Raw genomic sequence first — 20,219 nt, forward strand, 5'->3', positions numbered from 1 at the left:
ATGAGAATGGAGTCTATGATTAATAGTAAGCCTGTTATAAAAGTATTTTTTGATCAAAGTAAATTAAAAGAAACTGATATAAAAGAAGTATTATGGGGGATAGAAGAAGAAGGCATACCTTATGAAATATTACCCGTAAACATTGAAAATGCAGTTGATAGTGGCTATAAAGCAAGTGTAGAATCATCTCTTGGAGTGGGAATAGGAATTGATGATAATACTATAGTGCTTCACTATAATAAATTAAAAAAAGATTCACCTCTTTTCATTATAAAAAGAAATAGTGATTCTACTAAAATAAGATCTTTAGGTGCAAATGCAGCAAGATTAGTTGTAAAGATGCCATTTAAAGAAATGTAAAGCTTTAGTTATTATCAAAGGAGGTATTTAGATGTCTCAGCTAGCAATAGGAATGATAGAGACAGTAGGCCTTGCTGCTGGAATAGAAGCTGCTGATGTTTGCTTGAAATCTGCAAATGTAACTTTGATTGGTTATGAACTTACTAAAGGTAACGGAATGACTGTTGTAAAAATAGAAGGTAATGTAGGTGCAGTAAAGGCAGCTATTGAAGCAGCTACTATTGCAGCAAATAAGGTTAGTAAGGTTTTTAGTACAAAAGTAATACCTCGTCCAAGTTTAGGTATAGATTTCTTAATGAGAAACTGTGATACTGTTGGATATGAAAGTAAAAAAGCAGTAGAAGAGTTAGTTGAAATATACGAAGACAGTGATGAGGGTAAAAATAAAGAAAATATTGAGGAAGATAAAGAAAATCCTCAAGAAAAAATAGATGTAGATGTTTTAGAAGAGATAGGTGAAAATAAAATCAACACAGAAGAAGTAGAAACATCAAGAGAAAAAAATAATCTTCAAATTGAAATAGAGGAAAAAGAACCTTTACAAGAAGTAATTGAACATAAAGTTAATGTTGAAGAAGAAGATAATTCTGAAATAGAAGAATCGAATTATATAGAAGATAATAATCAAGAATTATCTCAAATAGATAATAGTGAAGATGATTCTAAAGATAGTTATAATTTAATGCATGATATATTAGATAAATTTAAGAAAAAAAATACAACTGAAGTAGAGTATACATGTAATTTATGTAAAGATCCAAAATGTCCAAGACAAAAGGGTGATTTAAAAACTACGTGTATTCACTATGAAGATCAAAATAAATAAATTTAGGAGGTATTACCATGGGAGAAGCATTAGGATTAATAGAAACTAAAGGATTAGTAGGAGCGATAGAAGCAGCAGATGCAATGACTAAGTCTGCTAACGTAGTTTTAGTTGGATATGAAAAGATAGGTTCAGGATTAGTAACAGTAATGGTAAGAGGAGATGTTGGAGCTGTTAAAGCTTCTGTAGATGCAGGTGCAGTTGCTGCTGAAAAAGTTGGAGAATTAGTATCTAAACACGTTATACCAAGACCTCACACAGATGTTGAGAAAATATTACCAAAAACTTCAGAGCAATAAAATTATATAGTATTGTAAGGTGATTAAAATGGATATATCTCAAGAGGCTTTAGTAAAGCTAATAACACAAAAGGTAATTGAAAAATTAAATGAGAATGAAGAAATTTTAATCCCTATAGGTATTTCTAACAGACACATACATTTATGTAGAGAAGATTTGAACCATCTCTTTGGAAAAGGATATGAGTTAACTAAGATAAAAGATTTAAAACAACCAGGTCAGTTTGCTGCTGATGAAGTTGTGACAATTAAAGGTCCTAAAGGTGAATTTAAAAAAGTTAGAATCTTAGGACCTTTAAGAGATGAAACTCAAGTTGAAATTTCAATTTCAGATGGTTTTAAATTAGGAATAAATCCACCAATAAAAGAATCTGGAAAGTTAGATAATACACCAGGAATAACAATTATTGGGCCTAAAGGGAGTATAGAAGTAAAAAAAGGAACTATAGCAGCTTTAAGACATATACATATGACTCCTGAAACTGCTAATAAGTTGAATATTAGAGATAAAGATGAAGTAAGTGTTGAAATAAGTGGAATTAGAAAAGCTGTTCTTGGAAACGTGCTTGTAAGAGTATCTGATAAGTATACTCTTGAAATGCACTTAGATATGGATGAAGCAAATGCTTGTCTTGTAAAGAATGGGGATTTAGTTAAGATAGTAGAAAATAGGTGATAACTTGGATTTAATGAATTGCAACAAACTAATAGAAGAGTTTTCAGAACTTATAAAGAATAAAAAGTGCAATCCTTATGAAGGAGAGTTAAAGGTAGGAGTAGACTTAGGAACAGCTAATATAGTTTTATCAGTCGTAGATTCTAATAATAGACCTATAGCTGGTGCTATGTATCCATCTAGTGTAGTAAAAGATGGAATAGTTGTAGATTATATAGGTGCAACTAGAGTTGTAAGAGACCTAAAGGATCAAGTTGAAGCTATTATAGGAGTACCTCTTACAAAAGCAGCTACAGCAATACCACCAGGGATTACAGAGGGGAATACAAAAGTAATTGCTAATGTAGTAGAATCAGCGGATTTAGAAGTTATAAATGTGATTGATGAGCCAACCGCTGCATCTTGTGTGCTTGGTATACGTGATGGAGCTGTAGTAGATGTAGGTGGTGGTACTACTGGAATTAGTATAATAAAAGATGGCAAGGTTGTATTTACTGCTGATGAGCCTACTGGTGGTACTCATATGACTTTAGTTTTAGCTGGATTTATGAAAAAATCATTTGAAGAAGCTGAGGAAATGAAAAAAGATAAATCTCTTGAAAGAGATGTATTTACTATAGTTAAGCCAGTAGTTGAAAAAATGGCATCGATTGTAAGTAAATATATTCAAGGATATGATGTTGATGCTATCTACGTAGTAGGTGGTGCATGTTGTTTTAATGAATTTGAAAGAATATTTAAAAAGGAAACTAAGGTAGACACTATAAAACCTATAGAGCCACTTTTAGTAACACCTCTTGGTATAGCTATGAATTGTAGTGTATAGAAGGTGATAAGTTGAATCAAAAAAAACAATTAGAAAGCATAATAGAAGAATCCATAGTAGATTATATTGTCGAAAAAGTAATAGAAAAAATTATAGACAAAAGTAAAAGAGGATTACTTTTGTTTACTGGGGCAACTATTGGATACTGCCAAGCAATAGAGTCAATAAACAAATTGAAGATGGATGGATGGGAATTTGATGTAGTAATGTCAAAATCAGCACAAGAAGTGCTTACTATAGATACTGTAAGAAAATCTATGGGTATAGAAAATATAATAACTGATGCAGATGGATTAGTTATTAAGGAGTTACTACGAAAAAATAATATAATAATAATTCCTACCTTAACTATGAATTCAGCTGCAAAGCTTGCAAATTGTATTAGTGATACTCTTGTCACTAATATCGTTTCAAAGGCTCTATTGTCAGGAAAACCTGTAGTAGCATCAATTAATGGATGTTGTCCAGAAAATGAAGAAAGAAGAAGTATATATGGAGATAATCTAAGTGATTTTCATAAGAAAAGATTAAGCTCTAATCTTGAAGTTTTAAGAGAATACAATATTAAATTAACTTCTTCTGAAAATTTATATGAGAAAGTAAACAAAACACTTTTAAAAAGTTTTGATTTAGATAAATCAAATTCATCTAGTATATCAAAATTAAATAGTAATATAGAAATTAGTAAGAAAGCTGAACCTAAAGCTGATAAAATATCTTCATCTATAAAGATAAACAAAAAGGTCTTAAGTAGAAGAGATATATGGGATAACAAAATGTATAATAAAATTTTTGTAAACCCAAATACATTAATAACAGATTTAGCAAGAGATGAAGCACATAGATTAAATATTAAATTACTAAAAGAATAAGGAGTAATGAATATGTATTTAGGGAAAGTGGTTGGAACAGTTGTATCAACAACTAAAAATGAAGCTTTGGTAGGTTTTAAACTTTTAGTAATAAAAAAGCTAGATGAGCATTTAGGTATGACTGATAATAGTGAGGTTGTAGTAGATTCAGTTGGTGCAGGAGTAGGGGAAATAGTATTGGTATCTAAAGGAAGCTCTGCAAGATATGTACTTGAAAGAGAAAAAGCGCCTATAGATTCAGCAGTAGTAGCTATTGTTGATACTGTAGAAGTAAATGGTTAGGGAGTGAAATTCATTGGCTAATTTATACACAAAGTCAGGCGATAAGGGTGAAACAAGTTTATATGGTGGGAAAAGAGTAAAAAAAAGTAGTGCAAGAGTTGACTGTTATGGAACTATAGATGAAGCTAATTCAATGCTAGGCCTTGCTTACTCACATCTAGAAAATAAAAATATAAAGATTTATGTAAACTCAATACAAAAAAGATTATTTAGTGTAGGTGCAGAATTAGCAAGTGATGAAAAAGGAATTCAAATGTTACAAGGAAAGGTAACAGAAAAAGACGTAGCTTTTTTAGAACAAATTGTTGATGAATGTACTGAAATTGTAGGAAAACAAACAGCGTTTGTAGTTCCAGGTAAAAATTCTGCATCGGCATCTTTACATGTAGCTAGAACAATTATTAGAAGGGCTGAAAGAAAGATTATATCATTAAGTGAAGAAGAAGAGATAAGAGAAGACTTATTAAAATATATAAATAGACTATCTGATACTATATATGCTCTAGCAAGAGTAGAAGAATATAACTCAGAGGTAGAGAATATAAAAAATAAAGTTGTAAAGAAACTAAAAGAAAAGTTTTCTAAGGATTTCAATCTAAAGAATATCAAAAAAATGGCAGAATTTGCTGAAGAAAAAGCTATAGAAATGAATGTTCCAATGGTTTTTTCAGCAGTAGATGAAGGTGGAAATATTATTTTGATTCATAGAATGGAAGGATCTTTATTAGCAAGTTTAGATATATCTATGAATAAGGCATATACTGCACTTGCTCTTCAAATGCCAACATCAGATGTAAGTGATTTGGCTAAAGAATCAGGTTCGCTTTATGGAATACAAAATACAAATGCCAATAAAATAGTAGTATTTGGTGGAGGATTTCCAATAGAGGTTAATGGAAAGATAGTAGGAGCAATAGGAGTAAGTGGAGGTACTGTAGAACAAGATATGAAAATTGCTCAATATGCAATAGATTCATTATAGGTTAGGGGGGAGTCGTATGAATATAAGTACTCTAGACATAGAAAAAGTCGTAAAAAAAGTCATCGAAGGTATAGATGTAAAAGAAAAGGAAAACTGCGTAGATTGTGTAGACGGAATATTTGAAAATATGAATGATGCAGTAGAGGCAGCATTTATAGCACAGAAAGAATATATGAAATGCACTATGGCTGATAGAGATAGATTTATTAAGGCTATAAGAGAAGAGTTTTATAATGATGAACTCATAGAACTTATTTCAAGAATGTCTGTCGAAGAAACTGGAATGGGAGAAGTAGAGTATAAAATTATAAAAAATAAACTCGTAATAGAAAAAACACCAGGGATAGAAGATTTAAAAAGTGAAGCTATATCAGGAGATGATGGTCTTACTTTAGTAGAATTATCTCCATTTGGTGTTATAGGTGCAATAGCACCGACTACAAATCCAACAGAAACACTTCTTTGTAATAGCATAGGAATGCTTGCTGCAGGAAACTCTGTAGTATTTAGTCCTCATCCAAGAGCTAAAAAAGTTTCAACATTAACTATACAAACTATAAATAGGGCTCTGAGAAAAGCAGGAGCTCCAGAAAATCTTGTGGTTTCAGTTGCTGAGCCATCTATAGAAAATACAAATATAATGATAAAACATGATAAAGTAAAACTATTAGTTGCTACAGGTGGACCTGGAATAGTTAAATTAGTACTATCATCAGGAAAGAAAGCAATAGGTGCAGGTGCAGGAAATCCACCAGCTGTAGTTGATGAAACTGCAGATATTGAAAAAGCTGCAAAAGATATTATAGATGGATGTAGCTTTGATAATAACCTACCTTGCATAGCAGAAAAGGAAGTTATTGCAGTTGATTCAATTGCAGATTACTTAATATTTAATATGAATAAAAATGGAGCTTATCAAATAACTGATAAAGATCTTCTAGATAAACTGGTAAAATTAGTACTTAATGATAAGTTAAAAATAAAAACTGAGTTTGTTGGAAAAAGTGCTAAATACATACTTAGTAAGCTAGGTATAGAAGTAGATTCAAGTATTAAGGTAATTATAATGGAAACAGATAAAGAGCATCCATTTGTCCAAGAAGAATTGATGATGCCGATACTTCCTATAGTAAGAGTAAAAGATGTAGATGAAGCAATAGATTTAGCTGTAGAAGTAGAACATGGAAATAGACATACTGCCATTATGCATTCTAAGAATGTTGATAAATTAACTAAAATGGCTAGACTTATACAAACTACTATATTTGTTAAAAATGGACCATCATATGCTGGAATTGGTGTTGGTGGAGAAGGTCATACAACATTTACTATAGCAGGTCCAACTGGAGAAGGTCTAACATCAGCAAAAACATTCACTAGAAAAAGAAGATGTGTACTTGTAGAAGGGTTTAACGTTAGATAAAGAGGTGAGCTAATTGGAAAAAGATTTAATAAGCCTTGTTAAAAATGCAGGTATTGTAGGTGCAGGTGGAGCTGGATTTCCAACTCACGTAAAATTAAATGCAAAGGCTGAATATGTAATCGTAAATGGTGCAGAATGTGAGCCTCTTTTAAGAGTAGACCAGCAACTTATGGCAATGGAATCTAGAAAAATCCTGGAAGGTTTAAAACTTATAAAAGATCATGTAGGAGCAAAATATGCAGTAATAGCTCTTAAAGAAAAATATAAAAAAGCTATAAAATCTTTTGAAGATATAATTGGAGAGTATGAGGGAATAAGTATTCATAAACTACAAAATTTTTATCCTGCAGGGGATGAACAAATTATAGTATATGAAGTTACAGGAAGAATAGTTCCTGAAGGTGGAATACCTCTTAATGTTGGTGCTATAGTTTCTAACGTAGAAACTATAGCCAACATCTATGATGCATATTATAATAGTACTCCTGTTACAGAAAAGTATGTAACAGTTACAGGTGCAGTAAAATATCCTAGAACCTTAAAATTGCCAATAGGATTAAGTATAGAAGAAGCTATAAACTTAGCTGGAGGAACTTATTTAGAGGAGTATGTAGTAATAAATGGTGGACCAATGATGGGTAAAATTACAGATATAAAAAATCCTATTACTAAAACGACGAAAGGCCTTATAGTTTTGCAATCTGATCATCCACTTGTAAGGTCACTAACTAAGGATGTAAATCAAATGATAAAAGAAGCTAAAGCTGCTTGTATGCATTGTAGTCATTGTAGTGAGGTATGCCCAAGGAATTTAATTGGGCACAGTATATATCCAGACAAGATGATGAGACTTGCTAGTTATAGTAATTTATGTGATGAAAAAGTAACACCAGTAAATGCATTTTTATGTTGTGAGTGTAGATTATGTGAATATGCATGTGTAATGGATTTACAACCTTGGAAGCTGCATAACTCGCTTAAGAAAACTATGGGAGCAAATGGTATAAAAAATACATGTAAAAATCAGCCGGAAAATGTTCACCCATTTAGGTCATATAAAAAGTATCCGGTGAATAAGTTAATTAATAAGATAGGATTAAATTTATATGATGTAGAGGCACCAATGACAGATGTTAAAGTAAATGTAAAATCTGTAGCTATTCCTTTAAGTCAACATATAGGTGCACCAGCAATACCAGTAGTACAAATAGGCGACAAAGTTTTTAAAGGAGATTTATTAGGGCAAGTAGAAGATAATAAATTAGGTAGCAATATTCACTCAAGCATCGATGGAACTATCAAAGAGATTAGAAATAATATAATTATAATTGATTGGGGGATGTAATATGAGTATTTTATCAGTACTTGCAGCATTCGGTGGAGGCGCTTTTGGTTCAGCTATAGGTGCATTACCTGCATTTATTATGACAGGTGTCATAGCTGTAGTTGGTACAGCAATAGGATTAGGTACAGGTATGGATGTAGTAACTGGTAATATTGCATTTGGTTCTTTCTTTGGTCCACACATAGCATTTGCTGGTGGTGTTGCAGCAGCAGCATTTGCAGCAAGAAAAAATAATGCAATAGCTAATGGTAGTTTAGGCGGAGGAGATGTAGCAGTTGCCGCACCTTCAGGAATAACTAATGGAGCAGATATACTTTATTGTTTACATGGTACAGGAGATGCATCTGTTTTACTAGTCGGTGGAGTGTTTGGTGTATTAGGTTTATTAATAAATCATTTATACGCAAATGTTTTAGCTATACCTACAGATACAGTTGCAATGACAGTTGCAACATCAGGTTTGATAGTAAGATTTGCTATAGGTAAATCAGGATTAACTGGTAAGTATGAAGGTAGTACTCCTAGAGAATATTTCCCTAAAGGAAATGCTTTTATATATAATATAGTACTTGGTTTAATTGTTGGTTTAGTAGTATGTTATACAGGAACATTATTAGAAGAAGCTGGAGTATCTCGTGAAGTTATGCAAGCTTCATATCCAGGATTTGTATTTGCAATAAGTGCTATTTCATTAATATTTGCACAAACTGGATTTACATCACCAACTACACATCATATAAGTATAACTGCAGCATATGCTTTAGTATGGTCAGGAAGCCCAATTATAGGTATTATAGTAGCAATAGTCGCTGCATTACTTGGTGAATTCTTTGTTAAGACTGTAAATAGTCATGTTGATAGCCACGTTGACCCACCTGCATGTACAATATTCATATTATCACTAATAATATTTATGATATTTAAATAATAAGAAATAGAAGAGAGGGGATACCGTTGAAGAAAGCAATAGGTCTTGTAGAGATAAAAAGTATTCCTATTGGTATAGAAACAGCTGATGAAATGTTAAAGGCTGCTAATGTGGAATTGATTATGGCAAATCCTATTTGTCCAGGCAAATATATGATTTTAATTACTGGAGATGTAGGTGCAGTAAAAAGCTCTGTTGAATCAGGGAGAAAAGTAGCGAGTATATTTCTAGTAGAATCTCATGTAATAAATAATATACATGAAGATGTATTAGTATCGCTTACTGGTTTTACAGAAATAGATAATGTAAAATCTATAGGAGCAATAGAAACTATATCAGCATTGACTGCTATAAAAGCAGGAGATATAGCTGTGAAGTCTTCTAATGTAAAATTAATAGAAATTAGAATTGCTAAAGGATTAGGTGGAAAAGGTTTTTTAGTTTTAACGGGTGAGGTATCAGCTGTTAAATCAGCAGTGAAATCTTGTTTAAATGAATTAGGTGAATCTGGATCTATAATAAGCACTTCTGTAGTATCTTCGCCTCATAAAAGCTTAATAGAGAAGCTTAGATAAGGTTGATAAATTAAATTATTAAAAGTATGGGCTTATAAGTAGGTTATATTAAAATCTATTTGTGGCCCTTTCTTTATTAATATTTAAATGAATGTCTATAAAGAAAGGGCTATAAATTTACAAATGAGAGGAGATAATATGGGGGTATATAAAGCATCATCATTAAAAGAACTTTTAAGTAAAGAAGTGTTAAGTAATGTTGTTGGAGATATAAAAAACATGAAAATATATCGTATAGATACAAGTGGTTTATCTGGATCTAAAATGTATAAATTAAAAATATATAACAATGAAAGTAGCAAAATTTTATATTTAAAAGTAAATAATTTGAAAGAGGACTGGCTTGCAAGAGTAAGTAATGATAGTGGAAGAGAGCTTACTGTATTTAAAGATAGTATATTTGCTAAAATAGAGGAGTTTATTAAAGGGATCTATATAGCATATTATGAAGATAGAAACTGTTATGCAATTTTAATGAATGATATGTCAAGTTTTATTGGAGCCGAAAAAAATAGTGATGATTATTATGCATATTTAGATAATTTAGCTAAATTTCATGCTAAATTTAGTGAATATGATATTTTAAAATATAAATCTTTACTTAGTGTAGAAGATTACTATTATTTTTTAACAGAGGAAAAACTTGATCAAGTAGAAGAGTTTAAAGAAGATAATTATTATGGATGGAAAAAGTTAAAGGAATTTTTGGGTGAAGAACGTTATAAAAAATATTGTGAATTTAAAAATATAGACCAAAAATTTTCTTATTATCCTAAGACATTTGTACATGGAGATTATAGGCCAGATAATGCACTTTATATTGGCAAGGATGATGTAAGATTTATAGATTGGGCAAATAGTGGTTGCGGGCCATGTACCTTGGATTTATTTTGGTATATTATGAGCTCAGTAGACAATAAAGTAGATAAAATAGATCTTATTTATTATTATAAGGAATCATTAGAAAAATACTTAGGATATGCATTTACTAAAAAAACTTGGGATACATTAATAAGAATTGGAGTATTATGTGCATGTAGAATGTTTTTGGCAGCACTTATTAGTAGAAGTAACTTAGATGATAAATTTGCAACCTATAACTTGCAGTGGTGGATAGAAAGCTTGATAATAATACTTGATGATTTAGAAATTGAACGATAATATTATGTAAAATATATAGTAATAATATATTAAAATAAAAAAATAAATCACTGATATCAATTATCAGTGATTTATTTTTATTTTAATATAATTAACAGTCTGCTATTACTTTTAATTGTGATTTTTCTTTCCATTCATCAACATAAGAAGTTAGTATCTCATTTATAGCCTGTCCAATTTTATAATAAGACTCACTTTCTAAGTTAGCTAAGGAAACTCTAACTGACCAGCTTGGTCCAGCAAATCCATCTCCACCAAGTAATACAATGGAGTAATCATTTGCGAGTCTATATAAAACATCTACTAATTCATAATTAGATTTTAAATAATTAACTAATTCCTCTCCATGAAATATTCTAGCCCAGTTTTCAATATCAAATTGATAGTAGTAAGCGGCATCATTCTCATTGGCATTTAATTCTAGTCCAAGACCTTTAAATAATAATTTCTTACGACTATTACAAATATTCATATTAAGAGATTTATAAGAATTATTAGTATCGATTAATGCAAAGGCAGAGAAAAATGCCATTTGAACTTGTTGAGGTGTAGAAAGACCTGCAGTATGATTTAGTGCTACCAATCTACTATCTGCAACTATTCTATCCATAAAAGAAATTGTACTTGGATCAAGGCTCATTTCCTTATAACGTTCATTAACAGATTCTTTTAAGTTATCATCAAGTTCGCTTATTTTCTTATCGAAAATATTTTTTTCATGCAATGCCATAGTTCCTAATCTCCAGCCAGTAACTCCAAAATATTTAGAGTAAGAATATACCCCAAGGGTATTATAAGGAAGTTTAGCCATTAAAGATGTAAATTCAGGAACGAAAGTACCATAAACATCATCTGATATAATCATTAAATCTTTATTATAATTTTCAACAACATCTATTATATTATTGAAAGTACTTTCATTCATGGCAATAGATGCAGGGTTATTAGGATTTACAAGGAATAAAGTACTTATTGATGTATCTTTAAGTTTTTCTAATTCCTTAGATGAATATTGCCAAGTATGTATACCATTTTCATCAACCTCATCCGCATTTATATAAACCACATCAAAGTTATATCTAGGTAAATGAGGTATTTCAAGATAAGGTGTAAATATAGGTGTCATTATAGCAATTTTATCACCTTTTCTTAAAAGTTCATTTGCCATTAATGAATCGAATATATAACACATAGCAGCAGTAGCACCTTCAACTGCAAATACGTTTAACTTACCACCAGCATTTATATCGTATTTCATTTCTTTGACTAGATAATCGTGTACTATTTTTTCTATATGAGGTAACATTCTATCAGGAAATGGGTAATTATCTCCAATAATAGCATCTGTTAATTCATATATGTATTCGTCACCATTAAAATTAAGTTCATTTATACCATAATCAATTATACTTTTAAGTAGAGACGTACCAGGAATATCTTTATTTTCATCTACGTACTTATAAAATCTCTCTGTAATACCTTCTTTTTTAGGCATTCCTGCTAAGTCACCTAAATTCCATGTTAATCGAGTTTCGTTAACTGCAAATTGACCAAAGGTAAAAAATGCTTCACGAGGAGTTGCAGCTGTCCAGTTCGGATTACCACGGCCTGCATCTAGTATATTTCTATTATTTTTTTTTGCGCTGTAATTAGCTAAATTTATTAATTTATCCTTAAATTCAAAAGGGCTTATTTTTTCATGCATCATTTTTAATTCTTTATATGAATATTTCAAAATTAATACCTCCACAATAACGTACAATAAATTTACTTACTATTTCAATTATATATAATTTTCAGAAAAAGTAAATGAAAAATAACGTGTTATTTGTAGAAAAATTTAAAAATTACTGTATTATTGAATTAATAGTTAATATAATAAGTTATTTTAAAATATATACTTAAAAAAAGAAGTTGAAACTAAACTTAAAATAGAGAAATATCTTTTTGAATCTATTTTGCTCCCAATATACCTGAAATTAAGATATCTACATCTGCACCTAAAAAATAATCATTTATATTCACATGGTTTAGTAGTTCTCTTAATTCATTTTCCTTATGCTTAGAACCACAAAGTAAGATTTCTAGTGTAGATATATCTTCTTTTCCAAAAAAGTCACCGAAGAATTTTATTTTAGTAATTACACCTTTATCAACTTCTAAGTTAAATTCAATATTTCCTCCTGGATACTTTAATTCATTTAAAAGAGAATATTTAGGTGAATTGCCATAATTCCATTCCCATGTACTATACTTATCTTCAACTAATTTTTCTATTTCTTCTTTATCTTTTTTATTAATGGTATAAAATTTATTTTCTGGATTTATAGCAGATATATAATTCATTAATATATTTTTAAACTCTAGTATATCAATATTATTGTCTAAATGCTCGCTTATATTAGTAACACGAGATTTTACTGATTTTATACCTTTGCCTTCAAACTTAATACTTTTTACTTTTAGAGCATTAGATAAATCTGCTATTTGTGATGAAAATAATAAAGTACCGTGGTGCATAACTTTATCTTTGTAGTTGTATTGTGCATTTCCAGAGAATTTTTTACCGTCTATTAATAAATCATTTCTACCTGAAAACTCTGCATTAAGGCCTAAAGTTTTTAGTAAATCTATTATAGGTTGTGTAAACTTTCTAAAATCACTAAAGGAATTGTTTTTACAGGATATAAATGTAAAGTTTATATTACCTAAATCATGAAAAACAGCACCTCCTCCAGATTGCCTTCTAACAACTGGTATAGAATGTTCTTTTACATAATCTAAGTTTATTTCAGATAATGTATTTTGATTTTTTCCTATTATAATGGATGGTTTATTTCTCCAGAGTATAAATAAATCTTCACTGGTATTTTTTAAGAAGTATTCTTCCATAGCTAAATTGAAATATGGATTAGTATTTTCATTATATATTAGCAGCATGCTATTTTCCCCCTCGTAGTATTTGTATACATAAAACTCATGACAATTATTATTCTATAAAAATATAAAGAATCCTTTTTATAAGTAATTGGAGAACTAGTTTGTTAATAATAAAGGTTGTTTCGCTCCTAAAATCCCAGAAACTAACACATCTACAGTTGAGCCTAGGAAATAGTCATCAATATTTATATCGTTTAACTTTTCTTTTAATGAGTTTTCTTCATGTTTTGTAGCAATCAATAAATTTTCTATAATTGATATATCCTTTTTTCCGAAGAAATCGCCAAAGAACTTTATATCAGAAATAGACCCTTTTGATACATTTAAATGAAATTCAACAGTTCCACCGGTGTATCTAAGTTCATTAACTAATGAATAGTTAGGTGAATTTCCAAAATTCCATTCCCAAGTAGAATACTTTTCTTCTGATAATTTATTTACATTATTAATATCTTCCTCAGTTAATTCGTAATATAAATTACTGCTATTCGTGGAATAAACATAATTCATAAGTAGACTTCTAAATTCAGAAATATCCATAGGTGTATATAAATGATCACTAATATTAGTGACACGGGATTTAACAGATTTTATACCTTTACTTTCAAGTTTTATAGGTTTTACCTTTAAAGCATTAGACAAATTGCTAATTTGAGACGAAAATAAAAGAGTTCCATGATGTATAACTTTATTTTTATAATTATACTGAGCATTTCCTGAGAATTTTTTACCATTGATAAGTAAATCATTTCTACCAGAAAACTCAGCGTTTATACCTAAAGTTTTTAACAAATTAATAATCGGTTGAGTGAACTTTTTAAAATCACTAAATGAGTTGTTATTACAAGATATAAATGTGAAATTTAAGTTACCTAAATCATGAAAAACAGCTCCTCCTCCAGACAGCCTTCTTACAATAGGAATTGAGTTTTCTTTAACGTAGTCTGCATTTATCTCAGAAATTGTATTTTGGTTTTTTCCTACAGAAATACATGGGTCACACATCCATAATCTAAATAAATCTTCGTTAGTTTTTTTTAATAAATACTCTTCTAATGCGAAATTAAAATAAGGGTTTGTATTATTATTGTTTATTAGTAACATATAGATCCTCCTAGACTATATTCAAACAAATTATTTATATAAAAGCTTAAATTCTACAAAATATATAAAAATCCTTTTAAAAATAAAAAGTTATGTAATATCAAAGTTTAGTAGTTTAAGTACATTCAATAAATAATTGATAATTATAAAAACTATTTATAATAAATTTAAAAATAAAAATTTTCAGAAAAGTATTGCAAAAAATATAAAATTACCATATAATTCAAATTAAGAAAAACAAGTGAATAGAAAAAGGGTAGAGGCGCGATATTTATCAGTACTAATAATGAGGTAAGCACGATGACTTATTAGGAAAGGAAATATTGCCGAAGTATATAACTGATGCTTTAAGGTTATATAACTGGGGATGTATAGAATATATGCATCACTGTCACAAATTTATTTTGTGGTGAGCTACATTTAAGGAATTATTGTATTATTTTGATATAATTACTAAAATATGATTATTAGCCTTGAGTGTAAACTCAAGGCTTTTTTTATTATAATAATTTTATAATTTATCCACAAACCCTCATATATTCACTTAATAAATTTAAGGGGGAAATTTTATGAACAGAAAAAATTTAAGAATTATACTTATGGCACTTATGGTATTTATGATGTCTGCTACTTTAGGATTTGCAGAGGAGATTGATATAGCTGCAATTAATGCTGGTAAGTTTGGAATATTAACATTAATACCACCATTAGTTGCAATAGTTCTTGCATTTATTACTAAAAATGTTGTTGTATCATTATTTATTGGAATCTTATCAGGAAGTTTTATAATTAATGTAAGTGGGTCTAATCCATTTTTAGCCTTAGTTAGTGCATTTCTAGATGTTGTAAGTAGAGCAGTGGGGTCACTTGCGGATCCATGGAATGCAGGTATTATTCTTCAAGTTTTAGCAATAGGAGGAGTAATAAACTTAGTTGCTAAAATGGGTGGAGCTAAAGCTATAGCCGAAGCTCTTGCGAGAAGAGCAAAAACGGCAAAGAGTACACAGTTAATAACTTGGTTTGCAGGACTGTTAGTATTCTTTGATGATTATGCAAATGCACTTATAATAGGACCTATGATGAGACCCGTTGCGGATAAAATGAAAATATCAAGAGAAAGATTAGCGTTTATAATAGATGCTACAGCAGCACCTATAGCAGGTCTTGCAATAGTATCTACTTGGATAGGACTTGAGGTTGGTTTAATAGGTGATGCATTTAATGGTATAGGAGTAGAAGCTGATGCTTTTGGAGTATTTTTAAATACTATACCATATAGATTTTATAATATATTAATATTAGTATTTATTATAGTAACATCAGTATTGCTTAAGGATTTTGGACCAATGAGAAAGGCAGAAATAAGAGCTAGAAAAGGAAGAGATATTCAGTCAGAAATAGCAATGGATTCAACAAATGATCATTCAGATTTAGAGCCAAAAGACGGCGTAAAATTAAGTATATGGAATGCTATAATACCAATTGGGACATTAATAGTTGCAGCTTTAGTAGCTTTCTATTATAGTGGTTATTCTTCAATAATGGGTGGAGAAGATGCAACATTAATACAATTATTTAATAATTCTCCATTCTCTTTTACGGCTATAAGAGAAGCATTTAGTGCATCAGATGCATCTGTTGCATTATTTCAATCAGCATTACTTGCAGGTATAGTAGCAATTATAATGGCTGTAGCTCAAAAAATATTTACTGTTTCAGAGGCAATAGATGCTTGGGTAGATGGTATGAAAACATTAGTTATAACTGGTGTTATATTAATACTAGCTTGGTCATTAAGTTCAGTGATAAAAGAATTAGGTACAGCTAAATATTTAATTAAATTATTATCTGGATCATTTCCTGCATTCTTATTACCAACTTTAATATTTGTATTAGGTGCTATAATATCATTCTCTACAGGTACAGCGTACGGAACAATGGGTATACTTATGCCACTAGCAGTTCCTCTTGCACACTCAATAAATCCAGAAATGTCATTTATAGTAGTAAGTACAAGTGCGGTATTAACTGGAGCAATATTTGGAGATCACTGTTCACCAATTTCAGATACAACTATATTATCTTCAATGGGTGCAGGATGTAATCATATAGATCATGTTAGAACTCAAATGCCATATGCATTATTTACAGGTGCTATAACAATATTATTTGGATATATTCCAGCAGGATTAGGAATGCCAATATATTTTGTATTACCACTTGCTATATTAGCAGTATTTATAGGGGTACAAATATTTGGTAAAAAAGTAGATGGAGTTGAATCAGAGGCTTTATAAAATATCAACACATTGCTAGAATATTAGTTATAAAATAAAAATTCCACGGTATGCAACAAAAGACGTTGTAAATGCCGTGGAATTTTTATTTTATAACTTTGTTTCTAAGCATCTATTTTCTAAAGCTATAAACCTTAAGAGGCATTAATAATAAGGATATTAATGGAACATTAATTATACCTTTATGAATATAATGAATTAAATTAAATTTATCTAAATATTATGATAATTTATGAAAGAGGGGGTTAAATGAAAAGAAAGCCTTTAAGAATTTTATTTGTAGTGATATTTATCTTATTAACGATACCGACGGTATGTTTGGCTGCTGAAGTTGACGTAGGATATATAAATGCAAATAAGTATAAACTGCTTACTTTAATACCACCAGCAGTAGCTATAATACTTGCATTTTTAACTAAAAATGTAATAGTATCGCTATTTATAGGTATTATATCAGGAAGCTTATTACTAACAATACCAGGAAATAATATACTAAGTGGACTGATATTAGCATTTGTAGATGTAATAAATAGAATGGTAGAATCACTAGCTGATCCATGGAATGCAGGTATTATACTGCAAGTTTTAGCTATTGGTGGCTTGATAAACTTAGTAACCAAAATGGGTGGGGCCAAAGCTATAGCTGAAAGTTTGTCAAAAAGAGCTAAAACTAGAAAAAGCTCACAAATTATAACTTGGCTATCAGGTTTAATAATATTCTTTGATGATTATGCTAATGCTATGATTGTTGGTACTATGATGAGATCAATTACGGATAAAATGAGAATATCTAGAGAAAAGTTAGCATTTATTGTTGATGCAACAGCAGCACCAGTAGCAGGTATAGCGGTTATATCAACATGGATAGGTATGGAATTAGGATTAATAAAAGATGCATTTAATACAATAGGTGTGAGTGCAGATGCTTTTGGGGTATTTATTCAAACAATTCCATATAGATTTTATAATATATTAATATTATTCTTTATAGTAATAAGTGCACTTTTGCTAAAGGATTTTGGACCTATGAGAAAATCGGAGTTAAAAGCTAGAAAAGAAGGTATACTGACTGATGATTTGAATATTGAAAATACAGATTCAGAGGAAGATATTAGATATTTAGCTAAAAAAGGTATAAAGCCAAGTATGTCTAATGCCATAATACCTATAGGAGTACTTATATTTGTGGCATTAATTTCTTTTTACTTTAGTGGATATAGTAATATAGTGAATGGAGATAATCAAGAATTAATATCATTGTTGAAAAGCTCACCAATATCATTTCTTGCTATAAGAGAAGCATTTAGCGCATCTGATGCATCGGTAGCTCTTTTCCAATCATCTTTACTTGCTGGTATAGTAGCAATAATTATGGCTGTAGCTAAGAAGATTTTTACTTTATCAGAAGCAATAGAGGTATGGATGGAAGGGCTTAAAAGATTGCTAATTACCTGCGTTATACTGGTTTGCGCTTGGTCGCTAAGTTCAGTTATTAAAGAATTAGGAACTGCAAAATATTTAATAACATTATTATCAGATACAATTCCGGCTTTTTTATTACCAAGTATAATATTTGTACTGGGATCAATTATATCTTTTGCAACAGGTACTTCCTATGGAACAATGGGAATACTTATGCCACTGGCAATACCATTGGCTTATTCAATAAATCCAGAAATGTCATATATAATAGTAGTTACTAGTGCAGTCTTAACAGGAGCAATTTTTGGTGATCACTGTTCTCCTATATCGGATACAACGATATTATCCTCCATGGGAGCTGGTTGTAACCATATAAATCATGTAAAGACACAAATGCCGTATGCATTATTTACGGCAGCTATAACCATATTATTTGGATATATACCTGTTGGATTAGGTATGCCTATATATTTAGGTTTACCACTTGCAATGTTAGCTTTATTTATAGGTCTTCAAATTATTGGAAAGAAAGTTGAATAAGGGAATATAAAAAAATAAAAAGCAAATAATACTAATAAAAAGGGCATCTATTAAAATATAGTTACTATTTTGATACTATATTTAAAAGAAGCCCTTTAATTTATATTATTTTAGATAATAAGGAGCTAGTTATGGCATATATAAACTTTAAAGAAGAAAGATATTCTTTGAATAAACAAATTGAAAATAGGAAAAAAAATAATTCAAAAGTTATAAGCTATATACTAAAAAATAAAGCTGATTTAAAGGATTACACTCCATGTAAACAATTTAGTTATAAGAATTTTAATGGAACTACATTTGGAAAAGATGGATTGTTAGATGAATCTGATTTTAGAATAGTGGAGAGCAAGGATATAGTATGTTCTAAATTCATTGACTGTAATTTTAAAAATATTAGATATAAAAATTGCAATTTTATAGGGTGTTTTTTTGAAAACTGCACATTTAATGATGGTGGAGTAACTTTTGAAAATTGCATATTTATAAAAGAAGGTACAGAACAGTTACCATCTTTAAATAATAAGGACAATTTAGGATGTTACTTTTATAAGTGTAATATTTATGCTAAGTTTTTAAATTGCGATTTATCAATGGCGTTATTTGAAGAATGTAATATAACTAATACATCATTTGAGATGACCTATATTACAAAGGGGATAATAAAGAATTCTAAATTAGATAAAATTGTATTTGAAGACTGTAATCTTTGTGGTTTTAAGACTTTAGATTGTTATATTATAGATTTAGATTTTAATGACAAAGATAAAACTAAATTTGATGAGAAAACATGTTTTGGTAAAATAGAAGCTGTAGAAAAAACAAAGCAAGAATATGAAGGCATATATATGACGTATGAAACTATAGCAGATAAGTTTAAAGAGAATAATTTAATTAACAACTTTGGAGAATACTACTATTTAGGCAAGGTTGCAGAACGTAAATCACTAAAAAAGATATTTCCTAAAATAGCTTCATATTTTTACTGGATATCATGTGGGTATGGACAAAGAGCTATGTATCCAGTAATTACATCATTAGCAGTAATAATTGTTTGTACAATATTATATTTATTTTTGGGAATGAAAGTTGGGGAAAATGAAATAGTGACATTTTTTACACTTTTAAATAGTGACTTTAAAACTATAATGGGATATATAAATGAAGGATTAAATTTAAGTGTAGGGATGTTTGCTGGAGTTGGGATTGACAACTCACAGCCTATGCCAGCAACGTATATGGTATCAAACATAGAAATGATAATAGGGCTTTTGATGATGGGAGTAGGTATATCTACATTAGTAAGAAAAGCTAAAAATAATTAAAAAGATGTGTGTATTAATATGTAAATTAGACAATCA

The 20,219-nt window shown here is 29.7% G+C and carries 19 protein-coding genes and 1 riboswitch; of the genes, 16 read left to right on the forward strand and 3 right to left on the reverse strand.

Annotation, left to right across the window (positions count from 1 at the left end; translation table 11 throughout):
* The 13 genes from H8923_RS14250 to H8923_RS14310 all read left to right on the forward strand — a co-directional run bounded on the left by H8923_RS14250 (position 1) and on the right by H8923_RS14310 (position 10,555).
* The gene (locus tag H8923_RS14250) at positions 1 to 360 is read left to right on the forward strand and encodes a glycerol dehydratase reactivase beta/small subunit family protein (protein ID WP_153972604.1); all 360 of its coding nucleotides are present in this window, start codon (positions 1 to 3) and stop codon (positions 358 to 360) included.
* Between the two features lie 31 nt (positions 361 to 391).
* Positions 392 to 1,186 (forward strand): BMC domain-containing protein, encoded by a 795-nt coding sequence (locus H8923_RS17665; RefSeq protein WP_153972605.1) that lies wholly within the window; start codon positions 392 to 394, stop codon positions 1,184 to 1,186.
* A gap of 17 nt (positions 1,187 to 1,203) precedes the next feature.
* On the forward strand, positions 1,204 to 1,485 hold the full coding sequence (locus tag H8923_RS14260) for a BMC domain-containing protein (RefSeq protein ID WP_153972606.1): 282 nt from the start codon (positions 1,204 to 1,206) through the stop codon (positions 1,483 to 1,485).
* Positions 1,486 to 1,513: 28 nt separating this feature from the next.
* Positions 1,514 to 2,161, forward strand: coding sequence for a phosphate propanoyltransferase (gene pduL, locus H8923_RS14265; protein WP_153972607.1), 648 nt, complete (start codon positions 1,514 to 1,516; stop codon positions 2,159 to 2,161).
* A 13-nt stretch (positions 2,162 to 2,174) separates the two neighbouring features.
* A complete protein-coding gene (eutJ, locus tag H8923_RS14270; protein ID WP_153972663.1) occupies positions 2,175 to 2,987 on the forward strand; it encodes an ethanolamine utilization protein EutJ in 813 nt (270 codons plus the stop codon).
* Positions 2,988 to 2,998: 11 nt separating this feature from the next.
* Positions 2,999 to 3,859, forward strand: coding sequence for a flavoprotein (locus H8923_RS14275; protein ID WP_153972608.1), 861 nt, complete (start codon positions 2,999 to 3,001; stop codon positions 3,857 to 3,859).
* Between the two features lie 12 nt (positions 3,860 to 3,871).
* Positions 3,872 to 4,141, forward strand: a complete 270-nt coding sequence (locus H8923_RS14280) for a EutN/CcmL family microcompartment protein (RefSeq protein ID WP_153972609.1) — start codon at positions 3,872 to 3,874, stop codon at positions 4,139 to 4,141.
* Positions 4,142 to 4,154: 13 nt separating this feature from the next.
* Positions 4,155 to 5,123 (forward strand): cob(I)yrinic acid a,c-diamide adenosyltransferase, encoded by a 969-nt coding sequence (locus H8923_RS14285; protein ID WP_153972610.1) that lies wholly within the window; start codon positions 4,155 to 4,157, stop codon positions 5,121 to 5,123.
* Positions 5,124 to 5,139: 16 nt separating this feature from the next.
* Positions 5,140 to 6,546 (forward strand): aldehyde dehydrogenase family protein, encoded by a 1,407-nt coding sequence (locus H8923_RS14290; protein WP_153972611.1) that lies wholly within the window; start codon positions 5,140 to 5,142, stop codon positions 6,544 to 6,546.
* A 13-nt stretch (positions 6,547 to 6,559) separates the two neighbouring features.
* Positions 6,560 to 7,891 carry an SLBB domain-containing protein gene (locus H8923_RS14295; RefSeq protein WP_153972612.1) on the forward strand — a complete coding sequence of 444 codons (1,332 nt, stop codon included), beginning with the start codon at positions 6,560 to 6,562 and terminating at the stop codon, positions 7,889 to 7,891.
* Position 7,892: 1 nt separating this feature from the next.
* Positions 7,893 to 8,819, forward strand: a complete 927-nt coding sequence (locus H8923_RS14300; RefSeq protein ID WP_153972613.1) for a hypothetical protein — start codon at positions 7,893 to 7,895, stop codon at positions 8,817 to 8,819.
* Between the two features lie 26 nt (positions 8,820 to 8,845).
* A complete protein-coding gene (locus tag H8923_RS14305; RefSeq protein WP_153972614.1) occupies positions 8,846 to 9,394 on the forward strand; it encodes a BMC domain-containing protein in 549 nt (182 codons plus the stop codon).
* Between the two features lie 138 nt (positions 9,395 to 9,532).
* Positions 9,533 to 10,555 (forward strand): phosphotransferase, encoded by a 1,023-nt coding sequence (locus H8923_RS14310; RefSeq protein WP_172976745.1) that lies wholly within the window; start codon positions 9,533 to 9,535, stop codon positions 10,553 to 10,555.
* A gap of 91 nt (positions 10,556 to 10,646) precedes the next feature.
* Here H8923_RS14310 and aspD read toward each other — a convergent pair whose 3' ends face one another.
* The 3 genes from aspD to H8923_RS14325 form a co-directional block, all read right to left on the reverse strand.
* On the reverse strand, positions 10,647 to 12,290 hold the full coding sequence (aspD, locus tag H8923_RS14315) for an aspartate 4-decarboxylase (RefSeq protein ID WP_330596680.1): 1,644 nt from the start codon (positions 12,288 to 12,290) through the stop codon (positions 10,647 to 10,649).
* Positions 12,291 to 12,508: 218 nt separating this feature from the next.
* Positions 12,509 to 13,495 carry a lipoate--protein ligase gene (locus tag H8923_RS14320; RefSeq protein WP_153972616.1) on the reverse strand — a complete coding sequence of 329 codons (987 nt, stop codon included), beginning with the start codon at positions 13,493 to 13,495 and terminating at the stop codon, positions 12,509 to 12,511.
* A gap of 96 nt (positions 13,496 to 13,591) precedes the next feature.
* Positions 13,592 to 14,599, reverse strand: coding sequence for a lipoate--protein ligase (locus H8923_RS14325; protein ID WP_153972617.1), 1,008 nt, complete (start codon positions 14,597 to 14,599; stop codon positions 13,592 to 13,594).
* Positions 14,600 to 14,848: 249 nt separating this feature from the next.
* A riboswitch (Lysine riboswitch) is annotated at positions 14,849 to 15,024 on the forward strand.
* Positions 15,025 to 15,168: 144 nt separating this feature from the next.
* Between H8923_RS14325 and H8923_RS14330 the strand changes: the two genes are divergently transcribed.
* The 3 genes from H8923_RS14330 (at position 15,169) to H8923_RS14340 (ending at position 20,183) form a co-directional block, all read left to right on the forward strand.
* Positions 15,169 to 16,896, forward strand: a complete 1,728-nt coding sequence (locus tag H8923_RS14330; RefSeq protein WP_153972618.1) for a Na+/H+ antiporter NhaC family protein — start codon at positions 15,169 to 15,171, stop codon at positions 16,894 to 16,896.
* A gap of 249 nt (positions 16,897 to 17,145) precedes the next feature.
* On the forward strand, positions 17,146 to 18,858 hold the full coding sequence (locus H8923_RS14335) for a Na+/H+ antiporter NhaC family protein (RefSeq protein ID WP_153972619.1): 1,713 nt from the start codon (positions 17,146 to 17,148) through the stop codon (positions 18,856 to 18,858).
* 131 nt (positions 18,859 to 18,989) lie between these two features.
* Complete coding sequence (locus tag H8923_RS14340; RefSeq protein WP_153972620.1) at positions 18,990 to 20,183, forward strand: pentapeptide repeat-containing protein; 1,194 nt, start codon at positions 18,990 to 18,992, stop codon at positions 20,181 to 20,183.
* Positions 20,184 to 20,219: the final 36 nt, after the last annotated feature.

This window comes from Romboutsia faecis, assembly GCF_014323405.1.
GTDB lineage: Bacteria > Bacillota > Clostridia > Peptostreptococcales > Peptostreptococcaceae > Romboutsia_E > Romboutsia_E faecis.